Origin of the sequence: Actinomyces ihuae (genome assembly GCF_001457875.1) — a bacterium.
Classification (GTDB): domain Bacteria; phylum Actinomycetota; class Actinomycetes; order Actinomycetales; family Actinomycetaceae; genus Pauljensenia; species Pauljensenia radingae_A.
The window spans coordinates 1,352,180-1,378,483 of the sequence record NZ_CZPX01000005.1; the positions used below are offsets into that span (position 1 = coordinate 1,352,180).

General features: G+C 60.2%; 22 protein-coding genes. 17 read left to right on the top strand and 5 right to left on the bottom strand.

The genetic code is table 11. The annotated features are described in order from the left end of the window. Nucleotides 1-610: 610 nt before the first annotated feature. The 8 genes from BN3002_RS10485 (at nt 611) to BN3002_RS10520 (ending at nt 9,649) form a co-directional block, all read left to right on the top strand. Complete coding sequence (locus tag BN3002_RS10485) at nt 611-2,278, top strand: FTR1 family iron permease (protein ID WP_443592065.1); 1,668 nt, start codon at nt 611-613, stop codon at nt 2,276-2,278. Continuing rightward, complete coding sequence (locus BN3002_RS10490) at nt 2,275-2,946, top strand: iron transporter (RefSeq protein ID WP_058237786.1); 672 nt, start codon at nt 2,275-2,277, stop codon at nt 2,944-2,946. Before BN3002_RS10485 ends, BN3002_RS10490 begins: the two co-directional genes overlap by 4 nt. A 91-nt stretch (nt 2,947-3,037) precedes the next feature. Then, the gene (locus BN3002_RS10495; protein ID WP_058237787.1) at nt 3,038-4,318 is read left to right on the top strand and encodes a Fe-S-containing protein; all 1,281 of its coding nucleotides are present in this window, start codon (nt 3,038-3,040) and stop codon (nt 4,316-4,318) included. Nucleotides 4,319-4,388: 70 nt separating this feature from the next. Next, nucleotides 4,389-5,678, top strand: a complete 1,290-nt coding sequence (locus tag BN3002_RS10500) for an ABC transporter permease (protein WP_082628661.1) — start codon at nt 4,389-4,391, stop codon at nt 5,676-5,678. A gap of 21 nt (nt 5,679-5,699) precedes the next feature. Further along, entirely contained in the window at nt 5,700-7,136 is a 1,437-nt protein-coding gene (locus BN3002_RS10505; RefSeq protein WP_074026242.1) for an ABC transporter permease, read from the top strand. Between the two features lie 9 nt (nt 7,137-7,145). Continuing rightward, nucleotides 7,146-7,934 (top strand): ABC transporter ATP-binding protein, encoded by a 789-nt coding sequence (locus BN3002_RS10510; protein ID WP_058237790.1) that lies wholly within the window; start codon nt 7,146-7,148, stop codon nt 7,932-7,934. 37 nt (nt 7,935-7,971) lie between these two features. Continuing rightward, a complete protein-coding gene (locus BN3002_RS10515; protein WP_058237791.1) occupies nt 7,972-8,535 on the top strand; it encodes an FMN-binding protein in 564 nt (187 codons plus the stop codon). Next, nucleotides 8,507-9,649 carry an FAD:protein FMN transferase gene (locus BN3002_RS10520; protein ID WP_058237792.1) on the top strand — a complete coding sequence of 381 codons (1,143 nt, stop codon included), beginning with the start codon at nt 8,507-8,509 and terminating at the stop codon, nt 9,647-9,649. Before BN3002_RS10515 ends, BN3002_RS10520 begins: the two co-directional genes overlap by 29 nt. Here the strand turns inward: BN3002_RS10520 and BN3002_RS10845 are convergent. From BN3002_RS10845 to BN3002_RS10535, 4 genes are all read right to left on the bottom strand, one after another. After that, the gene (locus tag BN3002_RS10845; protein ID WP_074026243.1) at nt 9,580-9,819 is read right to left on the bottom strand and encodes a helix-turn-helix domain-containing protein; all 240 of its coding nucleotides are present in this window, start codon (nt 9,817-9,819) and stop codon (nt 9,580-9,582) included. The two genes, BN3002_RS10520 and BN3002_RS10845, sit on opposite strands and share 70 nt — an antisense overlap. Nucleotides 9,820-9,821: 2 nt before the next feature. Next, on the bottom strand, nt 9,822-10,295 hold the full coding sequence (locus BN3002_RS10525) for a DUF2975 domain-containing protein (protein ID WP_157843534.1): 474 nt from the start codon (nt 10,293-10,295) through the stop codon (nt 9,822-9,824). A gap of 148 nt (nt 10,296-10,443) precedes the next feature. Continuing rightward, complete coding sequence (locus tag BN3002_RS10530; protein WP_082628663.1) at nt 10,444-13,434, bottom strand: FAD-binding and (Fe-S)-binding domain-containing protein; 2,991 nt, start codon at nt 13,432-13,434, stop codon at nt 10,444-10,446. 81 nt (nt 13,435-13,515) lie between these two features. Continuing rightward, a complete protein-coding gene (locus BN3002_RS10535; RefSeq protein ID WP_058237794.1) occupies nt 13,516-14,244 on the bottom strand; it encodes a 5-formyltetrahydrofolate cyclo-ligase in 729 nt (242 codons plus the stop codon). A gap of 49 nt (nt 14,245-14,293) precedes the next feature. On the opposite strand from BN3002_RS10535, the gene BN3002_RS10540 reads away from it, so the two are divergent. The 8 genes from BN3002_RS10540 to BN3002_RS10575 all read left to right on the top strand — a co-directional run bounded on the left by BN3002_RS10540 (nt 14,294) and on the right by BN3002_RS10575 (nt 23,118). After that, nucleotides 14,294-15,286 (top strand): UTP--glucose-1-phosphate uridylyltransferase, encoded by a 993-nt coding sequence (locus BN3002_RS10540; RefSeq protein ID WP_058237795.1) that lies wholly within the window; start codon nt 14,294-14,296, stop codon nt 15,284-15,286. 14 nt (nt 15,287-15,300) lie between these two features. Next, the gene (locus BN3002_RS10545; protein ID WP_058237796.1) at nt 15,301-16,521 is read left to right on the top strand and encodes a molybdopterin molybdotransferase MoeA; all 1,221 of its coding nucleotides are present in this window, start codon (nt 15,301-15,303) and stop codon (nt 16,519-16,521) included. After that, nucleotides 16,521-17,264 carry a GNAT family N-acetyltransferase gene (locus BN3002_RS10550; protein WP_058237797.1) on the top strand — a complete coding sequence of 248 codons (744 nt, stop codon included), beginning with the start codon at nt 16,521-16,523 and terminating at the stop codon, nt 17,262-17,264. Before BN3002_RS10545 ends, BN3002_RS10550 begins: the two co-directional genes overlap by 1 nt. A 98-nt stretch (nt 17,265-17,362) precedes the next feature. Continuing rightward, nucleotides 17,363-18,478, top strand: coding sequence for a hypothetical protein (locus BN3002_RS10555; protein WP_058237798.1), 1,116 nt, complete (start codon nt 17,363-17,365; stop codon nt 18,476-18,478). Nucleotides 18,479-19,129: 651 nt separating this feature from the next. Then, on the top strand, nt 19,130-19,693 hold the full coding sequence (gene ahpC, locus BN3002_RS10560; RefSeq protein WP_058237799.1) for an alkyl hydroperoxide reductase subunit C: 564 nt from the start codon (nt 19,130-19,132) through the stop codon (nt 19,691-19,693). A gap of 139 nt (nt 19,694-19,832) precedes the next feature. Beyond that, the gene (gene ahpF / locus BN3002_RS10565) at nt 19,833-21,422 is read left to right on the top strand and encodes an alkyl hydroperoxide reductase subunit F (protein WP_058237800.1); all 1,590 of its coding nucleotides are present in this window, start codon (nt 19,833-19,835) and stop codon (nt 21,420-21,422) included. 134 nt (nt 21,423-21,556) lie between these two features. Then, nucleotides 21,557-22,474 carry a LysR substrate-binding domain-containing protein gene (locus BN3002_RS10570; RefSeq protein WP_257525660.1) on the top strand — a complete coding sequence of 306 codons (918 nt, stop codon included), beginning with the start codon at nt 21,557-21,559 and terminating at the stop codon, nt 22,472-22,474. Beyond that, nucleotides 22,471-23,118 carry an endonuclease III domain-containing protein gene (locus BN3002_RS10575; RefSeq protein WP_058237801.1) on the top strand — a complete coding sequence of 216 codons (648 nt, stop codon included), beginning with the start codon at nt 22,471-22,473 and terminating at the stop codon, nt 23,116-23,118. The genes BN3002_RS10570 and BN3002_RS10575 overlap by 4 nt, the downstream gene beginning before the upstream one ends. 230 nt (nt 23,119-23,348) lie before the next feature. On the opposite strand, the gene BN3002_RS10580 is transcribed toward BN3002_RS10575, so the two are convergent. Beyond that, entirely contained in the window at nt 23,349-23,609 is a 261-nt protein-coding gene (locus BN3002_RS10580; protein WP_058237802.1) for a hypothetical protein, read from the bottom strand. 273 nt (nt 23,610-23,882) lie between these two features. On the opposite strand from BN3002_RS10580, the gene BN3002_RS11445 reads away from it, so the two are divergent. Further along, the gene (locus tag BN3002_RS11445) at nt 23,883-26,246 is read left to right on the top strand and encodes an ROK family protein (RefSeq protein ID WP_058237803.1); all 2,364 of its coding nucleotides are present in this window, start codon (nt 23,883-23,885) and stop codon (nt 26,244-26,246) included. Nucleotides 26,247-26,304: the final 58 nt, after the last annotated feature.

Consider the following 26,304-nt stretch of genomic DNA (forward strand, 5'->3'; position numbering starts at 1 on the left):
AGATGCACGACTCACTAAAATTGGCCCTTTGGCCTGCACGACTCACCAAAATTGGCCCTTTGGCCTGCACGACTCACTAAATTTAACGCCTCGCCATTTCGGCCGATTTTCAAACACGCAGGTCACGGGGTATTTGGATTATCGAGGGCGTCCCTATCCACTGTTGATCAAGGGGATTGTGCAAAAATTGGAGACTTTTTAGTGAGTTGTGCATGTGTACGCAGAGGATTAAGTAAGTCGTGTATGTGGGCGCAGAAGATTTAGTGAGTTGTGCACGTGTGAAGGCTGAATCCAGGGCATGGTGCGCTCCTTGTCCTGGAGTGACATGGCCGGGGGCGGGGCCAGCGGGCGCCCTCGTCGATGTGCTTCGACTGCTCAATGGTGAGCGAAGTCATGCCGGTGTGACGAAAAGACAAAAAATCCTGAAGTGTCGCAAAAATGGCTGTTCTGTTGCCAAAACGGAACCAATGAGACTGAGCACGATGCTAGTAAAGTTAGTGGCACCTAAGTTATACTGCGTTGAGCAGCAAAGAAGAAAAGTCAGGCACGTCGATTGGTCTTGTCGCCAGCGGTCGGAAGCTTAACTTACGAAATAAGGGAGGCTCACATCGTGAGCACAGCTCGACTCGAGCATCGCATTGAGCCACAGCGCCTAGTCGGTGTGGCATGCGTCGTAGCGTTAATGGCAATCCTTATGGCAATGCTGGCACTGCCCGCTCATGCGCAACCAGCCCCAGCATCCACACTCATCTCAGCAGAACAACCGGCACACGACTCATGGAGCTCCGTGGCCAAAGAGATGGGCTCGATTCTGGACGACGCAGTGGAGAAATACCAGGGAGGCGACGCAAAAGGCGGTAAAGACACCGTCAATGTGGCGTACTACCAGCGCTATGAGACGCTTGGCTTTGAAAAGCAGGTCATGGCGCGTATCTCCGGTGCACGCGTGTCGACAGTGGAGATGGAATTCTCGCTGCTGAAGAAAGCCATGAGTGACGGTGACGATGCGGGAGTGACTCAGCACGCCGACACCCTCAAGACCATGCTGGTTGAAGACGCGGCAACCCTTGACGGCGGCTCAGCCGACGGCGAGTCATACAGCCCCGGACCGTGGGGCCAGGTCGCCAAGGAAATGAACGGCATCCTCGATGAGGCCGTGGACCACTTCAAGAACGGTGACATTGAAGCTGGCAAGGACACCGTGAACGTGGCGTACTACCAGCGATACGAAACTCTCGGATTTGAAAAGCAGGTCATGGCGCGTATCTCCGGCACTCGCGTGTCGACAGTGGAGATGGAATTCTCGCTGCTGAAAAAGGCGATGAACGATGGCAATGCTGACGTTGTCGACCAGCACGCCACCACGCTGAAGAACTACATTCGTGAAGATGCCAACACCCTCGATGGGTACGAAGGAACAGGTGCGACCGAAAGCAGCCCGTGGCTGTCCGCATTCCTGCCCGCCTTCCTCATCATCTTGCGTGAAGGCTTCGAGGCAATCCTTGTTGTCGGCGCTGTCATCGCCTACCTGATCAAAGCGGGCCACGGTGACAAGACCAAAGTCGTGTGGGCCGGCACCGGAGTCGCCATCGTGTGCTCCATTGTGCTGGCTGTGCTGCTGAGCAACATCACGGCACTTGCCGGACATAACCAAGAACTCATCGAAGGCCTCACAGCACTGCTGGCTGTGGCCATGCTCATCTGGGTGTCCAACTGGATGATCGGCAAGTCAAGCCAGGCGGCCTGGGATCGGTTCATCAAGTCGAAGACGGAGCGCTCCTTGTCGCAGGGCTCCCTGTTCTCACTGGCCTTCATCGCATTCCTCGCGGTTTTCCGTGAAGGCGCAGAAACAATCCTGTTCTACCTTCCTGTCATCGCCCAAGCTGGCAACCAGGTGCATTACGTGTGGGTCGGTCTGGGCGTAGGCGCTGTGTGCCTGGTTATCGTCTACCTGATGATCCGACTGCTGGCTGTCAGAATCCCGCTGCGACCATTCTTCATCGTCACATCGATTCTGCTGGCGATCATGGCGATCACATTCACCGGCTCCGGTATCAAGGAGCTACAGGAAGCTGACGTGTTCCCGCTGACACCAATCAACGGGGCGCCCACCATAGATCTTCTGGGAATCTATCCCAGAGTCGAGAACCTGGCTGCTCAAGGTCTCGTTCTCCTGATCATTATCGGCCTGTTCGTTTGGGGCTCCCGACGTAATCGGGCGCAGGCTGCAGCCGATAATGCCACCCCATCTGAAGATAAAACGGAGACAGTTCAATGAAAATTCGTTTACGTCAAGTCGGTGCTGCTCTGACTGCACTCGTTGTTGCCGGTACGCTCGGTGCCTGCTCACAGCAGGGATCAACCAATGAGAGCGGCGCCTCTGACAACTCCACCACTCAGTCCGCTGCAGGCGACGCTGCTGAAAGCGCTGGTGGCGACGCAGCGGCTGCCCCAGGTGAAGACGCAGGCTTCCAGGAAAACCCGCTCGGCGATGACATTTACCTGGACAACGACCGCGTGAAGGTCGGCGGCGTCTACTTCCAGCCCGTTGACATGGAGCCTCAGATGGGTGTTCCCAAAGAGGAATCATCCATGCACCTCGAAGCTGACATTGCAGCTGGTGAAAACGACCTGGGCTACGGCGTCGGCGACTTCATCCCCGGCCTGACCGTGACCTACAAGCTGTACAAGGCAGGCACCAAGGATGTCGTGCAGGAAGGCGCCTTCATGCCGATGGTTGCCAACGACGGCCCGCACTACGGCCTGAACCTGCCCAAGCTGGATGCAGGCACCTACGACGTTGAAATCACCATCGAGTCTCCTGAAAAGGACGGCTGGATGCTGCACGTCGACAAGACCACTGGTGTGACCGGCCGCTACTGGACTGAGCCGCTGGTTGCAACGTTCAAGAACTTCCAGTGGGATCCAACCGCTGTCGAATGGTGAGCCTGACCTGCACCATTTGTTAAACGTATGAGCTGGGGCAGGGTGCTTGCGCACCCGGCCCCAGCTTGGTGCGTCAATGAAAGGTTGATTGATGATTCAGCAGATTGTTGAAATAGTCTCCACCACTCTCTTGCTGGCACTCGCCCTTGGTGCTCTCAGCGCGGCAGTACCCAGCATGGGGGGAGGCCAAAAAGGCCGCAAACCTGGATACCGCTCCATTATCTGGGGTGCGCTTGCGGGAGTCGCCCTCGGCGGTGTACTGACCATCGTGCACCTGCTGATTCCGCGTCAGATCAACCGCCAGGACATCACGTTCTGGGCGCTGATTCCCACAGTCATCCTGGCCGCTGTGACCCTCGTGATGGTGTGGCGGGTACGGGGTCGTGCTCGAAAAGGCGTTGAGGCAAGCTCAACGCAGCGCCGCGCAGCGCTGTGGGTTGCTGCAGCATATGCAGCCATGGCGACCTTCCGGGTGGCCCCCACCGCGCTCCTTCAGATCCGAACCTTCGTCTCTCCCAACACGTCCCTGGTGTCCACCGACACCGTCAAGAACATCGTCGGATACCTCATCGGCGTCGCCCTGGTCGCCCTGCTGGCCGTGGGTGTGCGCAAACTGTGCGAACGCGGTGCCCTGCTGGCACCGATCATGTCAACAGTGGGTGTCGGTATCCTGACACTGACACACGTGATCCTTATCGTCCGCATCCTGCAGGCCAAGCGGATCATTCACCTGCCCGGCGCGATCTTCGAATCCATCGCGTGGACCATCAACCACGAAGATGCCATCACCCTGGTGGCCACCGCACTGGTCGCAGTGGCCTCAATCCTGGTGTGGATCCGGTCGCGATCGTTGCCCAAGGACGGTCCGAACCCTGCTGTGCGTCGCCTCCGCCTGGCTGAAGCAAAGTCGTGGCGCCGCCTGTCTGCCGGCTCCCTCTTGGCATGTGCGGCAGCAGGTGCCGTGCTGACTATTGGGGCTGCAATCAGTTCGGCAACCGTTGAACTGTCCCAACCTGAACCGTTTGAAGTGTCAGGTGACCAGGCAGTCGTGCAGCTCGATAAAGTCTCAGATGGGCATTTGCACCGATTCGCCTACACCACGTCAACAGGCATTGAAGTGCGTTTCATCGTCATCCAGAAAGCCGGATCCTCCTTCGGGGTGGGCCTGGATGCGTGCGAGATCTGCGGCCCGACCGGGTATTACGAAAAAGACGGCAAAGTCATCTGCAAGCTGTGCGAAGTGGCCATGAACATCGCCACGATCGGATTCAAGGGTGGATGCAACCCGATCCCGATTGACTATGAAGTGTCGAACGGCACGCTGTCGGTGCCCATCGCCCAACTTGAAGCTGCAGCGAGCGTCTTCGCATGATCTGCTGTTCAGCGCCCCATTGCGTGCACATAATTCGACATCACGGTGAACGAAGTCAGGATGTGACAACATGTTTCTGAGAATGCTCAAAGGAGCACTGTTCCGTCAGCGTGGCCGCCACCTCATGATTGCCTTGACTGTCGCGCTCGGCGCGTCGGTTGCGACATCCATGCTGTCAGTCATGTTCGACGTGGGCGACAAGATCAACCAGGAGCTGAAAAACTACGGCGCCAACATTGTGGTGCGCCCCAAAGGCGCGGCCGTGGTCCAGGATCTGTATCAGTTTGACACTCCGGTTGAACAGGAAGCATTCCTTCAGGAAGACGAGCTCGGCAACATCAAGACCATCTTCTGGACCTACAACATCGTTGACTTTTCGCCGCTGCTGTCCGTACCGGTGACAACAACCGGCCAGTCATCCACCGATGACAGCATTGAACTGACCGGCACATGGTTCAGTCACGATCTCAAACTCCCCACAGGCGACACGGTGACAACCGGCCTGACCAACCTGCGTGGATGGTGGACAATGGACGGCGCGTGGCCCCAGGACGGAGACGACAACTCCGTCATCGTCGGCTCGAAACTGGCGCAGACTCAAGGATGGAGCGTCGGGCAGACAATCCCGCTGTCAGCACGCGGACACAGCCAGGACGTCACCATTTCCGGTATCTTCACCTCAGATGGAGATGAAGACTCCCAGATTTACGCGCCCCTGCATCTGGCTCAGACATTCCTGGACAAGCCCGGCGCCGTCGGATCTGTTGAAGTGTCGGCTCTGACCACCCCTGACAACGACCTGGCACGAAAAGCCGCCAAGAACCCTGCATCCCTGTCGCTGACTGAGAGGGAAACCTGGTACTGCACCGCCTACGTGTCCTCCATTGCCTACCAGATCGAAGAAGCCATGACAGATGCCGTGGCGCGGCCGGTGCGTCAGGTCTCAGAATCTGAAGGCATCATCATGGAGAAGACCCAGATGCTGATGCTGCTGGTGACGGTTCTGTCACTGGCCGGATCGGCACTGGCGATCGCGAACCTGGTGACTGCCAACGTGATGGAACGGGCTCCCGAAATCGGCTTGCTCAAAGCAGTGGGAGCGAAAGACAACGCCGTTGTGCGCATGCTGCTGGCAGAAATCACGATCGTCGGCCTGGTGGGCGGCGTCGCCGGATACTTCGCCGGCATCGGATTCGCCCAGATCATCGGCCGAACCGTCTTTTCCTCCTCCATCGCAGTTGCGCCCGTAGTGGCCGGAATCGTTGCAGTGCTTGTGACGATCGTGGTGCTGGCAGGCTCGATTCCTGCCATACGCTTCCTGCTGGGGCTGCGGCCGGCAGAAGTGCTTCACGGAAGGTGATAGTCGGTGAATAAGAGAAAAATGTACTGGCGCATGGTCACATCCTCGATCCTGCGTCGTCGATCCCGCGTGCTGATCGCAGTTCTTGCTGTTGCCATCGGCGCCACGACCCTGTCGGGACTGGCTGCCATCGCCATTGACGTGCCCAGCCAGATGGCGCAGGAAATGCGCCTGTACGGCGCGAACCTCGTGGTCGTCCCCTCCGAGAAGAACGACAACCTGACTGACCAGACCATCAACCGCATTGACGAAGTGGTGAAATCGTCGGATTCAACGCTCGTTGGCTCAGCTGCTTTCGACTACCAGCCGGTGTCCATCAACGACCAGCCGTACGTGGCGGCAGGAACCGACATTGATGCTGTCAAGGCAATCAACCCGTACTGGTACATCGAAGGTGAATGGCCCTCAGCCGACGGGCAGGTGCTCATCGGCCGTGAAATCGCCTCCACCATTGATGCCAAAGTGGGCGACTCGATCACCGTGTCGCAGCTCGCCGAAGGCGCCTCCTCGGCTGCCCCCCAGTCCGGCGGGCAGGACGCATCGACCGCTCCGGGCACCACAGCGATGAGCGGGGCCCCTGAGATCCCCGAAGGCTCCCACATGATGCCCGACGGCACGATCATGAAGAACAGCGAGATGCCCGGATACGACCCGTCGAAGAACGTGGACGGAATCTACGTTGGAGACCAGCCGCAAAGCGCTCAGTCCGGTGCGCCGACCACAAAGAAGGACGCGATCGAACAGCTGACGCAGAACAAGCCGACCGCTCCGGTCGCCCCAGGCAACGGCAAGGGGCAGGCGCCCGATCCGGTCGACACACGCGACATCTCACTGACAGTGTCCGGAATCCTTGAAACAGGTGGATCAGAAGACGGCTTCCTGTTCATGAGCACCGCCGACATGTCGCAGCTGACCGGCAAGGACACAAGCTACGGCGTATCTGAATATTCGGTTGCCGGGCAGGCGGAAGCCGTCTCCGCCCTCGCCAAGCAAATCAATGACGCAGTCGACGGCGTGAAGGCCTCGACAGTGACCCGACTGACCCATTCTGACGAGGGCGTCCTGACGATGCTGCGCTCGCTGATGGGAATGATCACGATCATCGTGCTGGCTTTGACGATGATCGGCGTGTCCACCACGATGATGGCTGTGGTTGCGGAACGACGCAATGAAATCGGCCTGCGCAAAGCTCTGGGAGCTCACTCGAAATCAATCGTGCGTGAATTTCTTGGTGAAGGCATCATGCTCGGCATTCTGGGCGGTGCGATCGGCGCGGTGCTCGGCTACCTTCTGGCGATCGTGATCTGTCTGAACGTCTTCCACCGGACAATCGCATTCCACCCGCTGATGGGAGTGGTTACTGTGCTCGCATCAGTGATCATCGCGACGCTGGCATGTCTGATTCCAGTGCGTCGCGCCCTCGACGTTGACCCTGCACTGGTGCTGCGCGGAGAATAAGGAGAAACAATGACATCACAGGTGAAGGACGACCTGCTCAGACTTGAGCACGTCTCGAAAATCTACGGCGACCTGCACGCACTGGATGACGTGTCGCTGAGCGTGCCGACAGGGCAGTGGCTGTCGATTGTGGGCCCGTCCGGGTCAGGCAAGACCACGATGATGAACATCGTGGGATGCATGGACCGCCCCACCAAAGGCACCGTGACGCTCGACGGGCGCGACATTTCCGAGCTGACCGCCTCCGAACTGACGACCGTGCGCTGCCAGACCATCGGCCTGATTTTCCAGCAGTTCCACCTGATTCCGCACCTGACCGCCCTCGAAAATGTCATGGTCGCCCAGTACTACCACTCGGTGCCCAACGAAAAGGAAGCGCTGGCGGCACTGGACCGGGTGGGACTGGCCGATCGCGCCACCCACCTGCCGCGACAGCTGTCCGGCGGCGAGCAGCAGCGCGTGTGCGTGGCCAGGGCCCTGATCAACTACCCGAAACTGGTGCTGGCTGATGAGCCGACCGGTAACCTCGATGAGCACAATGAACAGATCGTGCTGGATATTTTCCGTCAGCTTCATGCCGATGGAACCACGCTGATCGTGGTGACTCACGACGCCCTCGTCGCTTCGTGTGGCCAGCGGGAAATCCGCCTGGATCACGGTAAAGTCGCCAGGGAAACGTGGCACGACCACGACCGGGACAATGCGGAAGCTGCAGGCGCGGCGTCGGGGAACCTGGCAACGGGTCGCGACGTGAAAGAAAAGGTTCCAACCCCTGAACCCCGTGACGATGCGTCCTGAGGCGCCCGAACACTGTCAGCAATGAGATGAATCGCAGATGACTAACATGACGTCTTCACAGTTTTCACGACTTGTCACCATGGGGTCGCTCGGCGGGCTCGGCATGATGATTCTGAGCGCGTGCGGCCCGTCGATCCCACCGGTGGACATGTCACTTCCCATGAATGACGGAGAGTACACCGGGGAATCCAATCCTGACGAACAGGGAGCCATCGGCACTGTTCATATCACGGTGGAAGGGGGCAAGATCACCTCCACCTCTTATGAAACCCGCATGAAGGACGGCGAGCTCAAGGACCAGAACTACGGGACGACCAGCGCCGGTGAAGTGGGCAACAAGGATTACTATAAGCGCGCCCAGAAAGCGGTGGAGGCGTTCAACAAGTATTCCGACGAGCTGACGGCCACGAACGACCCCAACGAAGTTGATGTCATTTCAGGCGCCACTGTTGCGCACAGTCAGTTCATGCAGGCGGCAATCCGAGCCATCCAGACCGCTCAGGGAGTGGAAACCCAGTCCGGGGAGGATGCGGCCGACCAGATCGACGTGCCGGGCCTGGACTTCAGCGACGATGACCAGCTCGACGAGTTCTCCAACTGATTCACCCGGCCCCGAGCTGCTTGTTGATCTGCGCGACTCATCGTGGCGCATGTCCTTTCCCGCGATGGGCACGCGCGTCGATCTCATTGTCGAGGGCGGCTCCGCCAGGCAGATGACGGAAGCTGTCTGCGAACTTGTTGCACGCCATGAGCGGCTCTGGTCGCGTTTTTCGGCGCACTCCGATGTGACACGGTTGAACACTGCGTGCGGACAGTGGGTGGATGTGGATCCGGCGACGTGCGCATTACTGGCACGCGTCAAGGACCTGATCGACGTCACGTCAGGCTGTTTCAACCCGCTGATTGAGCCGGTGCGTCAGCTGTGGGACCCGGCAGGTGCGCTGGCAGCTCTTGTCGCCGGCGCAGGTGCTGCCACGAGCACGGAGAGCGCAACCACTCCGGGCAGCGACGCGCTGGCCGAGGTGTTGCCACTGTGCTCACCGGGGATGCTTGACGTTGACCCGGCGGCATCGCGGGCACGCCTGAAGGGCGGCGCACGCATTGACCTGGGCGCGATTGCGAAAGGTGCCAGTGCTGATCAGGCTCGGGATCTGTGTGCGCGACTTGGTGCCCGTGCCGCGCTCGTGTCGATCGGAACATCCTCCATTGCCGCCTTGGGAAGGCGCTCCGACGGCACACCGTGGCGCGTGGGGATACGCGACCCGCGCAGCAGTGAATCATCGTGGCTTGGATACGTGGAACTGCCTGACCGCATGTCACTGTCCACTTCGGGTGACAACCTAGGAGCGCTCGTGGACGTGGCGCCCGACCATGCGCAGCGTTTCAACCATGTCATCGACCCGCGCAGCGGCATGCCCGCCCGGATCCTTGCCCGTTCGGCAACGGTGATCTGCGCAGACGGCATGACGGCTGAAGCGCTGTCCACCGGCATGCTCATCGGCGGACGGCAGGCGGTTGTCCTGCCACACACAGCAGATGGTGATGTGGCAGCGTCGCCCTCGTCAATCATTGTCGGCGGCGAGCGGGGAGTGATGGCAGGCGGGATTCGCGTCGATGCCAGGCCCGCGCAGATCTGGCATCCGCGTCAGGAATTGTCGGAATCTGATGGTGGGGCGGGTGTGTCGGGGCAGTATTCGAGCACGTCACTCACCTGACAGTCGAGCGCCTCGCACAGTGCGTTCAGAGTGGAAAAGCGGATGGCGCGGGCCTTGCCGGTTTTCAGGTTCGACAGGTTCGCCAATGTGATGCCGACGCGTTTCGACAGGTCGGTGAGCGTGATGCGGCGTTCCAGCAAGATGCGGTCCAACGTGACGTGAATACTCATGGCTACACCGTCAGCTGATTCTCATCCCACGCAGCAATCGCAGCGCGGAAAATGTGTCCGGTGACCAGGAAGAAAACAGTGCCGCCTGCGCTGAGCGTCACCATGAAGATCGCCATCAGAAGGATCGAGATGTGCTGGAGCGGGCTGACGCACATGAACCAGATGGTCGCGCTCACGTAGTAGATCGTGGCGGCGATGCACACCCACTGCGCGCGGCCAATCAGCGTTAATGCCCGGTGCGTGAAGACTGTGCGGCGCTCAACGAGCAATAGGAACTGGTAGGCGATGATCAGGATGGCGAGGAATGGAAGCGTGGCGATGATCGAGCCGACGAGGATCGGGTACTGCAGGTGTGCCATTTCCGGCCAGTAGGCGGCGCTGTAGTCGCTTTCTGACCAGAGCAGCAGCCAACTTAAGACAATGCCGAGGCCGAAGATCACCAGAACCACGCGGGCAATGATGGTATGCGGTTTCATGAGTGTGCCTCCTTCAAGCATCACATAGTTATCGATAAACGATAATAATTTACCGATGATCGGCATGTCAATGGGTGTGGTGGCAGGACGGCACATGTGCTGATTGGTTCAGTTAACGTGACGCTGAGTGGCGAGGCGCAAGGCGGTTTTAGATCTGCGATGCCAGCAAGCTTGCCAGATGCATGCCGCCTCGGTCAGCGAGCTGCTGGGCCTGAGTGCGGCACGAGAAACCATCCGCCAGATACACGGCATCTGGATACGCATTGAGGGCAGGGAGCAGTGAGGTGCGCGCCACCTCGACCGACATATCGTAGTGCCCCTTTTCCATGCCGAAATTACCGGCCAGACCGCAACAGCCATCTAGCTGGACAACGGTGGCACCCAGTGAATCCAGCAGCGCCCGATCTGCGCTCCACGTCATCACCGAATGATGGTGGCAGTGCGGCTGCGCCACAATTGTCGTGCCATGTAAATCAGGCAGAACACGCTCCTCCTTCGGAACAGTGGCCAGCACTTCAGCCAGAGTATGCACAGCGCGCGACACCGGCACTGAGCGCCGGTCATCTGGCAGCAGATCCAGCAGATCATCACGCAGGACTGCCGTACATGACGGTTCCACACCAACGATTGGAATGCCGGCTACAGCGAACGGTGCCAGAACGTCCAGCAAAGCCGTCAGTTTCTTCTTCGCCCCAGTCAGCTGCCCCGTCGTGATCCACGTCAGGCCGCAGCACGCATGGGGAGGAATAATCACCTCGAAACCGTTCTGACGCAACACCGCAACCGTTGCACGCGCGCCCCGGTCGTCAAGCGTCTGTGAAAACGAATCGGCCCACACCACTGCGAAGCGTCGGGCTTCAGAAGCGGACGAGGAAGCAGGCGATGCTGTCTCAGCAAGCCGCTCGGCACTCGGCGGCACTGCTGACGGAGGCGCATCTGCAACCAGGTGCCGCCGCCTGGCCCATCGCTGGAAAGTTCCGGACTGAAGGGCGGGCATCGGTCTGCGTGCATCCATGCCCAGCAGTGCGAATGCAGCCCGGCGAATCGCATCTACTCCCATCACTGCGTTGGCCAGGGCGGATGCACCCGGAATGCGGGCGCTCAGGCCCGTCCACAGGGGCAGGCGGCCCAGCGCATAGTGGGACAGCGGACGCAGGTGCCCACGGTACTTACGGAAGAGCACCTCAGAGCGGTACCTGGCCATGTCCACACCTGCCGGGCAATCCGACGAACAGGCCTTACATGACAGACACAGGTCGAGCGCTTCGAGCACCTCCGGTGAGGTGATTGACTGGACCAGTTGCCCATTGGCAGCGTCCTGGAGTGTGCGCGCCCGCCCTCGGGTCACGTCCTTTTCCAGATGCGACGCCTTCCACGACGGGCACATAAACGTGCCGTCAATCGTCGCGCGACACTTGCCCACACCTGTGCAGCGATGAACCGCCTGAGTGAAATCACCGTGGTCTTCCCCGAAGGCGAAGCCTCCCGCCGCTGGCAACGAGCGTGCACGAGGGCGCCGCAGGAAATCATCGAGCTTGTCGATCTGGTTGGTCGGTGAGGCCAAAACACCGGGATTGAGCAGGTCATCGGGGTCGAACAGGGCCTTGACGTTGTTGAACAGGTCAATCAGTTCCGGGGAGTACATGAAGCGCAGCAGTTCCGTGCGTGCACGCCCATCCCCATGTTCACCGGAAACTGAGCCGCCATGCCTGGCGCACACCTGAGCCGCCTCCTCCAGGAAACGCCTCGAATGCGCCACCCCAGCCCCGGTCTCGAGTGGCATGTTCAGACGCACATGCACGCAGCCATCTCCGAAATGCCCGTACAGCAGCCCGTCAATGTCATACTCATCCATCAGTGCCGTGAAATCACGCAAGTAGGCTCCGAGGCGGTCCGGTGGCACCGCAGCATCTTCAAAACCGGGCCATGCCTGTTCACCGGTCGCTGACGTCTCAGATGGGGGAGTGCGCCCACCCAATCCCGCACCATCAGCGCGGATGCGCCACAGTCGCGTGGCATCATCCCCCGGAGGATAGATCGCCGCATCGACCGCATGAGATGCGGCCGCAAGTCTGCGAGCCTGTGCCAGCGATTCCTCTTCGTTTCCGGCCGACACCTCGCACATCAGCCACCCGTCACCCTTGGGAAGCGCCGGCACGGCTCCGGGTCCGCGGTGAGCTCGTACCACGTCCACCAGGCGCGAATCCATCCCTTCGACAGCCAGCGGCTCACAGCGCACAATTGTGGGTACATCGTCAGCTGCAGCAATCATGTCCGGATACCCTAACGCCACCAGCACGGGCGCTCGCGGAATCTCCACCAACTTGACGGTGATCGACACGATTGTGGTCAGCGTCCCCTCGGTGCCCACCAGCATCGCCGCCAGATTGCGATGCTTCTCAGGGGTCAGATGCTCAAGCGAATAACCCGACACCTGCCTGCCGAAACGCCCCAGTTCCGTGCGGATGAGCGCCAGATTGGAATCAATCAGCGTGTCCAGTCCAGGCACCTGTGAGAGGTCAGAGTGGCTGGTGGAAGCGGTGAAGCGTCTGCCTCGTCCATCGATGACGTCGAGGGAGACGATGTTGTCTGACGTGCGTCCCCAGGCGGTTGCGTGAGGCCCGCACGCATTGTTGCCCACCATGCCGCCGATCGTTGCCCGGTTCTGGCTGGACGGATCCGGACCGAAACGCAGTCCGTACTTGCGGGCAGCTTCCTGCAGGGTGGATTCCACGCAGCCCGGCTCCACCACGGCCGTGCGCGCCTGCGGATCGATCGACAGCACTCGGTTCAGGTGGCGCGAAAAGTCAATGACGATGCCCGGTCCACACGCATTGCCAGCACATGACGTGCCACCCCCACGGTTGGTCAACGGAATGGAGAAGCGTCGCGACGCCTCGCACACCGCCAGGACGTCCTCGGTTGAACGAGGGAAGACAACGAACTGCGGCGGAACGCGATAGTTGCCGGCGTCTGTGGAATAGCGCGCGCGGGCGCCTGTCGTACGATCAACCTCACCGTCGAGCACGTCAACCAGGTGCGCGTAGCAAGCTTCCACGTCGCGAGGCCGGATATCGGCGCGCTTGGGCAGGGGGGACGAGGCAGGCGCCGGCTCACTGCTGAGTGGGTGGAAGCTCATAGGCTGATTGTGCCACTTTTGATGCCTGCTCTGCGTCGTCATCAGGTATGTGAACTGACAGGTGGGGCTGTGTCGCGGACGTCAGCGAGTCAGCATCACCATGCGTGTGGGTGTCACAATCGCGTCTACGGCGACATCGTGAGGATCGACAGGCAAGGTGCCTGTATCCCACACCTCTTCATCGAACAGTGCGATGACCAGTGGAGCGCGGCGCCTCACAGGCAGTGCGCTTTCCTGCGGCGATCTCTCAGCGTGATCCGTGTTCCACCTACTTAAGGCCCGGTCATACCACCCGCCGCCCTGGCCCAGGCGCGTGCCCGAAAGGTCGGCGGCCAGGCCCGCAAGCAATACAATGTCGACGCTGTCAGGAAGTTCGGCATAGGGCGCATCGGAGAGATGAGGCTGGGCAGGCCAGCGTGCAGAAGGCTGGTCGAGGACTGCTGCCAGACGGTCAGTCGTCAATGATGACCAGGCAGATGTGCTGGCATCAGGAAAATCAATACAGCCCCACGCAGGTTCGTCCAGTGCACGCCCCTGCCGGTTAACGACAACAGGCAGGAAGCAGTGACCCGATTCAGTGACGATGGCTGAGACATCCGGCTCGGTGGTGGTTGGAACAAACAGTGCCGGGAGGTGAGGACACCCCACTCCGAGCGCGTGACAGGCCTGCAGCCACGAGCGGACCAGTCCGCGTTGCTCCCGCCGGCGCAACTCATCGGCTTCGCGGGCAGGGAGTGCATCCCACCGGGCGCGCCTGTCACGCCGCTGGGCGCGAATTCTGGCGCGAAGTGGAGCTTTTTCGTGCAACATGGCCCCTCCTGAGCACTGAACATCTCCTACTTAGGATACTGTGGCAGACATGAGCGAAACTGAGCCCACTCGTCACGCGCGCGTGCGTCACGCCGTGATCCCAGCAGCTGGACGCGGAACGAGATTCTTGCCGGCAACGAAGTCTGTGCCCAAAGAAATGCTGCCGGTCGTTGACCGACCATCCATTGAATATATTGCGCGCGAAGCCACTCGAGCCGGCATTGAAGACATGCTGATCATCACTCGCACCGGCAAAGATGCCATCGAGGAATACTTCGACGCAGATCCCGGCCTGGAGGCGGCACTGGAGGCCTCTCACAAGGAATCACTGCTCAAGATCGTGCGCGAATATGAGCACCTCGCGCGCATGCACTCTGTGCGCCAGGGACATCCGCTGGGGCTGGGACATGCCGTCCTTCAGTCACGCTTCCACGTTGGTAACAATCCTTTTGCCGTCATGCTGCCGGACGATTTGATGCACCCAAAGTCCCGCCTGCTGGAGAAAATGCTCGCGATCCGCACGGCGATCGGCGGATCGGTTGTCGCACTCATGCGTGTCACACCCGAACAGGCAACCGCTTATGCTTCTGTTGACGTCACCCCGATGCCGATTCCGGAAGGCCTGCCCATCGACATTGAGGAAGGCACATTGTTCCGCCTCAACAAGGTTGTCGAAAAGCCCCCGGTCGATGAGGTGCTCAGCGAATACGCCGTGGTGGGCCGCTACGTCTTCAATCCGCGTATCTTCACGGAACTGGAAAATATCGAACCCGGTCACGGTGGTGAATACCAGCTCACCGACGCATATGCCCGACTCATCGACGTGCCAGCCGAAGAAGGAGGTGGCGTAGTTGGCCTGGTTCTGGATGACCGCCGCTTCGACACCGGAGACAAACTCGGCTACCTCACCGCCTCCATTGAACTGGCGCTGGAGGACCCGGAACTGGGACCCGGAGTACGCTCGTTCCTGGAAGAGCTCATGGCAACACAGCCGGGGGACGCCCTCGACAAGTCTGACAGCACGTCACCCAAGCATCACTGAAAGGGACAACTTGAATGCGTTCGGTCGCAGAGTTTTACCAAGACTGCCTGTCAACTGTTGGCCAGCAGCCGCCGCTGGATGTCCAGCTCGCTGATGCCGTGTCGTGCGTGCTGGCTGAAGACGTGCAGGCCCGCTTCGACCTTCCCGTAGCGGATCTGGCCGGATGCGACGGGTACGCCGTGCGATCGTCTGACCTCGAAGGGGCGCGCCCGGACAGTATGGTGACCCTGCCGGTCACCGAGGAAGTCAAGGCTGGAGATGTTGACCCGGCCGCGCTGGTGCCGGGAACTGCCATCCGCATTGCATCGGGAGCGCCGGTGCCCACAGGTGCAGATGCGGTGATCGCACTGGATTTTACGGATCGCGGTATGGCTAAAGTGACCGTGCGCACCCAGCCGGCGCGCGGTGAGAACATCCGGCGTCGCGCCGAAGACGTGGTCGAGGGGGACGTGGTTCTGCGTCACGGCACGCGTGTAGGTGCACGCCAGGTAGCGCTTCTGGCCGGCGTGGGGCGCTCACGAGTGACAGTGCATCCACGCCCACGAGTGGTGATCCTGTCGATTGGTGACGAGCTTGTGGAGCCGGGTGAACAGGCACGACCCGGCACGGTGTTCGATGCCAACGGGCATGCCCTTTCCACCGCTGTGGCGGATGCGGGTGCTCAAACCTTCCGCGTGGCAGCCGTTCCTGATGGCCGTCAGGCACTGCGCGAAACGATCCAGGACCAGCTGGTTCGCGCTGACCTCATCATCACGACCGGCGGCATCTCGTATGGCTCAGGCGATACGGTGCGCGAAGTGCTCGGCGCGCTGGGCACGGTGCGCTTTGACAATGTGGCCGCATGGCCCGGGCATATCCTCGGAGTTGGAACCGTCGGTGACGAAGATGACGCGACTCCGATCTTCTGCCTGCCCGGTGACCCTGTATCCGCGCAGGTGTGTTTCGAAGTATATGTGCGTCCTGCCCTTCGACAGATGCAGGGATGGACGACACTGAGCAGGCCGAGCGTGCAGGCTCGCGTGGATCGCTCATGGTATTCACCACGAGGGCGACGCGAATTTGTCCGCGTGCGCCTGACGGGGTCGCCTCGAACCGGATACCAGGCCAAAATCATGGGATCACCTGCAGCGCTATTGCTGTCCGCACTGGCTGAATCGAACGCACTGGCGGTCGTGCCCGAAGAGGTCACGAATGTGCGTGCCGGTGACGCCCTGCAGTGCATGGTGCTTGATTAATGCTGTTCGGCAGGCCGCGGATCTGGGGACGCCACCCCGATGAGCTGACGATTCGCATCGACGATCCTGTGGGTCGCGCTCTGATCAGGCCGCATGGCAGTGCCTCGAGAATCGGGGCGACGGGGAGCGCTGCGCGAACGGGGCGTGATAGCGCCGTGAAGCTCGGGGACAGTGTTGTGATCCGTCCGGCCTACGGTAGCGATCATCTTCGCATCGAGAAAGCGCGTGCCGAGAATTCTGCGTGGCTCAAACCCTGGGAGGCGACGCTGCCGGTCGGATCGACAGAGGAACTCCCCGACATCTGGACCTATCAGCGCCAGGTCGACAGGCAGCAAAAGCGCGGAACGAGCCTTGTCATGATGGTCGAATGCGACCGTCAACCGCTGGGTTTGATCACCGTCTCCAATGTTCAGTGGGGGGCGATGTGTCAGGGCGTCCTCGGCTATTGGATGGTCAGGAAAGCCGCTGGGGTGGGGCTGGGTGCGCTGTGCGTGGCTGGCGTCATCGACCTGATGATCGGTGAGCTGGGCTTGCACCGGGTGGAGGTCAACGTCCGGCCGGAAAATGATCGATCTTTGGGATTGTGCCGAAAAATCGGGTTGCGTGAAGAGGGCTACAAGAAGCGTTACATGTGCATTGCGGGCAGGTGGGCTGATCACGTCAGCTTCGCTTTGGATACGGAATCCTGGCCCGAGGGCGGCATCGTCCAATCCGTGTGGAAAATGCCGCTGACGCTGACCTGATTCGCCTCTCATTTGGCGCCGGCGCGCGCGTCAGAACCTGTTTTTGGCAGCCCGTGCCGTAGCGTTAATACGTGGAGTACGGTGGAATCATTGTTGTGATGGCAATCGCGATCACGATCGTCGTGATTGTGCCGCACCTTGTTGACCGACGCACGGCGATCACTCAGTCCCGCGAGGCTGACCGATTCTCGCCCAGGATGCGTCTGATTGATGAGGAATCGGCACTGCGCCATCACAGTGGCGATACTTCATCCACCGCCAATTCGCACTGCGGCTCGACACCGTTGTTGGCGCATCAGGCGCTGCAATCCGATGATGCTGCTGGAGCGGATGACTACCACGCGCGCCCGGCGCTGCCGGCCACCCAACAACCTGCTCACCTTCGTGGTCATCGAGGAGACACCATGGCTGACGAATCGCGATCCGCACGTCGACCCGACGGGACGACCCACGCGCAACGAGACTATGTGCGCACCCGCGAACTGTCGCGCCTGCGTGCACGCCGCGCGGCACGTATTGCCAGTGAGAAGGCAGCAGGTCAGCGCCGAATGATCCTCAGTGGGGTGTGTGCAGCAATCACTGTGCTGATGATGCTGATTGCAGCGCTGACCACGATGTCATGGGCATGGGTTTTGATTCCCGCGGCGGCACTTGCTGCTGGCCTTGGCGTGTCACGCTGGAGCGCCATTCGTTCCCAGCGCGTTGGTGAAGCCGAAGAAAAGCGGATTATGGAGCTGACGCGTGGCACCTCGGCACGCCGCAATTCCTCGCCTTCGCCCGTCGCCTCCGAGACTGTGGAGCATGCTCCTGCGTCTGAAACGGCAACCGACGAGGGGCCGGATGAAGCCCTTGGAGCCGACGCGTCGACCGAAATCCAACGTGTCGACGACGAGGCGCAGGCGTCTCACAGTGTTGATGACGAGGACGCACGACTCGACCAGGCGACCCGCGATGTCGCCCAGACGCAGCGCGCATGGTCCGTCCAGCGCATCCCTGCACCGACCTACGCATCACGCCAGGAGATTACTGGCCGAGTGGTGCACGCCGATACTGATTTGCGAGGCATCCCTCAGGTTCCTTCCGATGTCCGAGGGCGTCCTATCCACGCGAGCTCATCTTCCGGTCAGCAGATGCGTTCGACTGAAGAGGTCGCCGCTCAGGCGGATGTCGCGTTCGATCTGGACGCGGTTCTGGAGTCTCGTCGCGCCCAATAACGGTGCTGCTTCGGCGCTGCATCGCTCATGTTGATGTCGTCCTGGTAGCGCGTCGCGTCCGATGGAGTTGCCGATTCGGCAGTGCAGTGTGCCCGGCAGAGTCGCCGACCCGGCAAAGCCTGGTGAGTTTGCGGGTCTGAAAATCACGCTCAGCGTGCACAACCCCCTGGATCTAAACTTTCCAGCTGCACAATCCCCTAGATCTACGCTTCTTTTTGCACGAAGCCCTAGATCTAAGCCTCCCGTCTGCGTACTGTTTTCTGTTTTCGCTGGTCAGGACGCATGATGGAAATTTCGAGAGGCGTGGTGGGCTTTAGAACTAGGGGTATGTGCACAATTGGCGGAAGATCTAGGGGTATGTGCACGAAGATCCCGAAGATCTAGGGGAATGTGCGCAGACGCCTGCTTGTCTTATACGGACGTATCCATCCTGGCGGTGCATCGCGCCATTCCTGTACAGCGTTACGCTATCCCGTCGCTGCATTGCAGCTAATCAGACCTCCCGCACTAGCGGTCGTACACCATGTGATAGAGGAAATCTATTGAAGTGGTAAGTTGCATTGGTTTGGTCTATACTGAGAGTGTTGTGAGAAACCGTTCGACATGCTCGTCATGTGCGTGAGCGGTTGGCGAAACTCGGATAGGAGAACCATGAACTTGATGAACACCCAGATCCGCCCCTTCAAGGCCACAGCGTTCAAAGAGGGCGAATTCGTTGAACTGACCGAACAGGATGTCCTCGGCAAATGGGCCATTTTCTTCTTCTACCCAGCTGACTTTTCCTTCGTGTGTCCGACCGAGCTGGGCGACCTGGCGGACTACTACGACGAGCTGCAGAAACTGGGCGTTGAGGTCTATTCCGTGTCCACCGACACGCACTTCACGCACAAGGCATGGCACGAAGCATCCGACACAATCGCCAAGATCAAGTACTACATGATCGGTGATCCGTCAGGTGAACTGACCAACAACTTCGAGAACATGCGCGAAGGCGTCGGCCTGGCTGACCGCGCCACCTTCCTCATCGATCCAGACGGCGTTATCCAGTTCTTCGAGGTCTCCTCGGAGGGAATCGGCCGCAACGCAGCCGAACTGATCCGCAAGGTCAAGGCAGCTCAGTATGTCGCCGCGCATCCGGGCGAAGTGTGCCCCGCGAAGTGGGAAGAAGGCGAAGAGACGCTGGCTCCGTCCCTGGACCTCGTCGGCAAGATCTGACCCGCATCACTGAACGTCACGCCATCCCGCACACGTAAGTTCTCGCCGCACGTGAGAACGCGTCGGTGCGGGATTGGCGCATCACGAGGGCGACACCTGCCCTCCCGCGTCCGCAATTTTGTGAAAGGCACGTAACGCCATGCCAGTTTTGAATGACCAGCTTTCCGCCCAACTGTCGCAGCTGCTGACCAAAGTAGTAGCGCCGATTGAACTCGCTGCAAGCCTGGATAACTCCGATCTGTCGGCGCAGGTACGGGAGCTGCTGGAGGAAATAGCTGCCAAGAGTGAGAACATTACCCTCACCGACGAGGCAAACCCTCGCACACCATCCTTCGCCGTTCGCCGCATCGGTACGGATGTCGAGGTGAGGTTCGCGGGACTGCCACTGGGTCACGAATTCTCCTCACTTGTCCTGGCGCTTCTGCAGGTCGGCGGTCACCCCGCCAAGATCTCCGACGAGCAACGCCAGGCCATTCAGCGCATCAAAGGCCCGCGCGAGTTCGTGACCTACATGTCGCTCACGTGCCAAAACTGCCCGGAAGTCGTGCAGGCACTGAACACGATCTCCATCATCAATCCCTCGATTCGCCACACCGCAGTTGAAGGCGGCGCTTTCCAAAGCGAGGTCGAAAACCACGGAATCATGAGTGTGCCCGTCACATTCGAGGGCGACGAGATGTTTTCCTCCGGTCGCACGACACTCGACGACTTCGTTTCCATGCTGGACGAGGGCGGCGCCCAGGCCGCGGTTGACCAGATGAATCAGGAAGAACCCTACGACGTGGTGATTGTCGGCGGAGGGCCGGCCGCCTCGTCAGCTGCCATCTACACCGCTCGCAAGGGTATCCGCACCGCAATGGTGATGGATCACCGCGGTGGCCAGGTGGTGGAAACCGAGAGTATTGAAAACGCCATCTCTCAGGTGCACACAACAGGTTCTCAGCTGGCTGCCGATCTGACTGAACACATCAACCAGTACGACATCGATGTGTACGTGCCGCAGTGGGCGGATCGCCTTGAAATCGCTGCGGTCAGTGCTGACGACAACTCGCGAGACTATCCGCTGCATACCGTGGTGACACGTTCAGGCGGGCACCTGCGCGCCAGGAGCGTCATCGTGGCCAGCGGTGCGACGTGGCGAACTCTGGGTGTACCCGGCGAAGAGGAATACCGCAATAAGGGCGTGTCCTTCTGCCCGCACTGCGATGGTCCACTGTTCAAGAACAAGGACGTCGTTGTGATCGGCGGCGGAAACTCCGGTATCGAAGCGGCTATCGACCTGGCCGGCGTCGCGCGCCACGTCACCGTAGTCGAATTCCTGGATCAGCTCAAAGCTGACCGAGTGCTACTGGATGCGATGGACGCCCTCGACAATGTTGATGTCATTGTCGGAGCACGCTCCACTGAAGTGATCGGTGACGGTCAGAAAGTGACTGCCCTGGCATATGAAGATCGTGCAAGCGGCGAGACGCGCTCGGTCGACACGGACGGCATTTTTATCCAGATCGGCCTGGTTCCGAACACGCAGTGGCTTCCCGAAGAGGTGGAACTGAGCGACCGGCGTGAGGTTGTGACAGATCGCGAAGGAAAGACCAACGTGCTCGGGATTTTTGCTGCCGGTGACTGCACAGATGAACCATACAAGCAGATCGTGACGGCATTCGGCTCCGGCGCCACCGCCGCACTGAGTGCGTTCAACTACCTGATTCGCGCCCCGCACCACGACTAGGTCGCGACCAGGCGGCAGCGAAAAATGTGATCACGCTGAGCAGGAACTGAGCCAGGCGATTCGGGCTCGCCATGTTGGTGATGGGGATCCACCGCCTGCTCAGCGGATCACACATCAGGAAGGAGTGCGTCAAGGTGAGGAACGTTCGGGCCCTGGAGTATCTTGTCGCGTTGGATGAGGAGCGGAACTTCACGCGTGCTGCTCAGCGTGCTCACGTTTCGCAGCCGACGCTGTCAGCGCAGGTCAAGAAGCTGGAGGAGGAATTGGGAGCCCAGCTGGTTGAACGCGGAACGCAGCAGGTGCTGATCACCCCGGTTGGCCGTGACGTTGTCTACTATGCGCGTCGCATCCTCACTGACCTGGACCACATTGAGCAGGTCGGTCGCAGCGGATCGAATTCTCTGGCCGCCACCGTCACCATCGGCGTATTCCCGACGATTGCACCCTACCTTTTGCCGCGCTTTGCGCCCGAACTTGGGAAAGCGTTGCCAGACCTGACCGCCCATTTCGTCGAGGAAAAATCCCTCGCACTCATGGACGCGCTTGCATCCGGCAGAATTGACGCGGCTGTTCTGGCGGATACGTCTGCGGAGTCGGGCCTGACCGTGGCGCACCTTTTTGACGAGGATTTCGTGCTGGCAACCTCGAGCACGTCAGCCCTAGGCGAGCAAACCACGCCCGTTGACTTGGGCGATTTGGCCGGTCACGAGGTGATTCTGCTTGAAGAAGGACACTGCATGCGTCGCAGCACGGTCAGCATCTGCGAAAAAGTCGGTGCCCGCCAGTCAGCCTTCCGCGCCACGTCGCTCGAGACGCTGCGCTACATGGTCGCAGCCGGAAGCGGAGTGACGCTGCTGCCTCGGCTGGCGACGATCCCTCCGATCGCGCAACCCGACGGTCTGGTTCTTCGCGAGTTCTGCCCGCCGCGCCCCTACCGCTCCATCAACCTGGTATGGCGTCGATCCAGCCCGCTGGACGAGCTCAACACCACCATTGCTGACCTGATCAGCTCACTGGTCGCACCTGTCTCTCATGCAACGGAGGAGCAGTGACATCGGCCGCTCCCTCGGCGCGAGCGCTTTTTGACGCGCTGTGCAGGCGCATTGACGCCGGTCAGTGGTGGCCGGCCGACACCCGCTTCGAGATCGTGGTGGGTGCTGTCCTGACGCAGAATGTGGCGTGGCGCAATGTGGAGTATTCTCTGGCAAATCTGCGCGAAGCCGGCCTGCTCGAGGCGCAGAAACTGGCGACCACTGCATCTGCCGACCTGCAGCGCCTGATCCGTCCCAGCGGCTTCATGCGCGCCAAGTCCGAAACCCTCATCCGTGCAGCACGCTGGTTCCTCGACGACGCGTCCCACACGCGGTTGCCGACCGACGAACTGCGCGCGAGCCTCATCGACGTGAAGGGGATCGGCCCTGAAACCGCCGACGACATCGTGCTGTACGGCTATGAGCGTCCCGTATTCATCTGGGACCTGTATGCGCGCCGGTTCCTGAGCGCCGCCGGGTGGGCCGTGCCTCGCAGCTATGAAGCCGCGCGTCGCACTCTTCAGCCCCTCATTGACGAGGGTGACTTCACGACACCTGAACTGGCCCACTTTCATGGGCTCATTGTTGAAGCAGGCAAGAAGGCTCGATCCTGCGGCGGATGGGAGTCGTTCTATCCCACGCTTGAGGTGTCACAGCGCGGTTGAGGCAGCGCAGGGCATGCGTGCTGGTGCTCGGATCCACGGTTCCCGTCACATTCCAGTACAGGTACGACGCATCCCAGGCGCCGGGAATGCGGGAGAAGTCCTCCGACGCTGTCACCGGATCGCCATCACCCACAACGCCGTCCTCAAAGAACGCGTCGAACGGTGTTCGGACGCGATCATGCGTGTCGCGGTCGTTGACGGTCAGAGGGAACTGGTCGTAGTACTCAGATTCAGGGGCGCGCGGGTAGCGCATCCATGTGTGCGCGTGCCAGCACGGGTTGCCCGTCACCGTTGGCAACGACGCTCACCACGCCGGTCGGGCCCACTCGGGTGGCATCAAGGCCCAGGGCGGTTACCTCGTCAATGATCGTCTGACTGGTGCGTTCTTCTTCCATCGACACTTCGGGATGGCGGTGAAGGTCAGCACGCAGGTCTTCTTGCCATTTGTGAATATCGGCGTACCGGCCGGCGATGTGCTGAACGTGAGACATATGTCCTCCTCTTTGCAGCTGGTGGCAGCGGCTCACTTGCGCGGGACTCGTCGCCCGGATGCCTGCAAAGGCCTCTGAGTGCATTATCTGTCTGATCGCTGAGCGTTCAAACGTATCCGGGGCAGGTGCACGCTCGAGGCGTCGTGGGATTGACACGATGGGTCCCACGTTCTAATATTCACTTTTATTAGTGGCTTTCATAAGGGAGATGGGCGAACGTCCATCGCAATAATGCCCATGAAAGACGTGGCAATGAGGCAGTGAGGACGCAGTATGAGCACTCGGCGTAGTTCAGAGCGCGGAGACCGGCGTGCCCTGGACGTAATCAACGTGCTGCGTCAAGGCGGCGCCACCCATTCCCAGCTCGCTCAAGCCTGCAGCGTGACGCGACCGACCGTGACGCCGATCCTGGAAGGCCTGGCAGCACGCGGAATGATCGTTGAGCAAAGCAGCGTCGTTGACGGTGGCAGGCCGGCACGCGTATTCACTCTGGCGCCCCACGCAGGATTCGCTGTGGGCGTGGATCTGCTTCAACGGACAATGGCCATCAGCGCGATCTCCATGTCCGGCTCCATCATCCAATCGCGCGTGGCTCAGCTGAAGGCGCAAAGCGGGCAGGAACGCTACCGCGAGGTAGAGGCGCTCATCACCCGCTTCATTGAAAAGCTGCGGCCCCAATGGGGACCCGTTCACGCCTGCGTCGTCTCCACCACAGGTGTCATTGATGCCCAGGGCACGATTGTTCGTTCAGACCTGATCCCATCGTGGGCTGGTTTTCCATTCGGTGATGCCCTGCGCCGCGATCTGGGATGCCCGGTTCGAATCGAAAATGATATCAACGCTGCGGCAATGGGTGAATTTGTGACTCGCGTCAGCGACGGAAAACTTGCCGCCGATGATGACCTGCTGTTCGTGAACTGCCAGTTGGGCATCCACACGGGGCTGATCCTCAAAGGACAACTCCACCGAGGCTGTTCATTCAATGCCGGTGAAATCACAGACGTGGTGGACGCGCCCCTCGTGGAGGAATCCGTTGCCCGCAATCAGGTCGGCACCCAGGATTCACCGCAGGACAGAGCCTCCCTCGAACGTGCCTACGCCCAATGGGGCGAACGACTGGCCGGCATAATCGGACCGCTGGGGGTGGTGGTCGATCCGCGAACCATCGTCATTGCAGGCCTTCCCGCCAACTCCACGCAAGTCATGGCAGCAATCAAGGGGAAACTTGCCAGTCTGCGCCCTGAATCCGCACCGGATCTTCGAATCGAAGAATCTCCCTACGGCACGGCCTGCGCCTCAATTGGCGCCGTCGCATGGGCACTGCTGGACGCAGATCGCCACCTCTTCGGGGAAGGGTCCTCGCAGCTGCCCACGCTCCATCACCTTCACTCAATTCTGTCAGCTCAACTCAACAGGAGGCATACGACGTTGACGACTCAGCACACATCCAGTTCATCTGCGCCACTGAGAGTCGGCGTTGTGGGGATCGGGGCCCGCGCCCCTCTGGCTCTGGGAGCCGAAAATGCCAGTGTTCCGGCGCAGATCGTCGCAGCATGTGAACCGCATCCGCAGCGCCGCGAACGCGTCGAGAAACAGCTCAAGCGGGACCCGGACTCGATTGCCGTATGCGAAGCAGTCGACGAGCTCATTGAATGCGACGTTGACGTTGCATTTGTGACATCACCAGATGACACCCATGCCGACATCGCGTGTCAACTGCTCAAGGCAGGAATCGACGTGTACGTTGAAAAGCCGCTCGCCATCCACCTTGACGATGCCACACGCATCCTGGAGACGGCATATGAAACTGGATCGAAGCTGTACGTCGGTCACAATATGCGCCACATGAACGTCGTGCGCACCATGCGTGATCTGATCCGCGCGGGGCGAATCGGTGAAGTCAAGACGATCTGGTGCCGACACTTCGTGGGCGCAGGCGGCGACTTCTACTTCAAGGACTGGCACGCCACGCGTGAGCACGGCACGGGGCTGCTGCTGCAGAAAGCCGCACACGACATTGACGTGATGCACTGGCTGGCCGACTCTCACACGACAGACGTCGTCGCAATGGGCGACCTGATGGTATACGACAAGATCACCGACCGCGGCGATCATTCCAACGAGCTCATGCACGACTGGTATTCCCTCGACAATTGGCCGCCCATGACCCAAAAGGGCTTGAACGCCGTTATCGATGTCGAAGACGTGTCCATGATGCTGATGCGAATGGAATCTGGTGTCCTGGCCTCATACGAGCAATGCCACTTCTCGCCCGATTACTGGCGAAACTACACGGTGATCGGCACCGAAGGGCGTCTGGAAAACTTCGGTGACGGCGAGGGCGGGCACATCAGCTTGTGGAATAAGCGCACGATCTATAACCCTGATGGTGACGAGCAGTTCCCCATCATCGGTGATGAGAAGGGGCATGGAGATGCCGACAAGCTGATTGTTGACGAGTTCCTCCGATTCGTTGCCCACGACGCGGTGACCGACACATCGCCTTTGGGAGCATGGTACGCGGTGGCTGCCGGCATCCAGGCAACGAGTTCGTTGCGCGAGGGGAACGAGCCGCGCCACATCCCCGAACTTCCTGAACACCTTGTTGCTTATTTCAATCACAACCAGGTGAAATAACGGCTACTGAACTGAGCCGCGCTATTATCTCAAGATCTTATATAAGTAATATTCACAA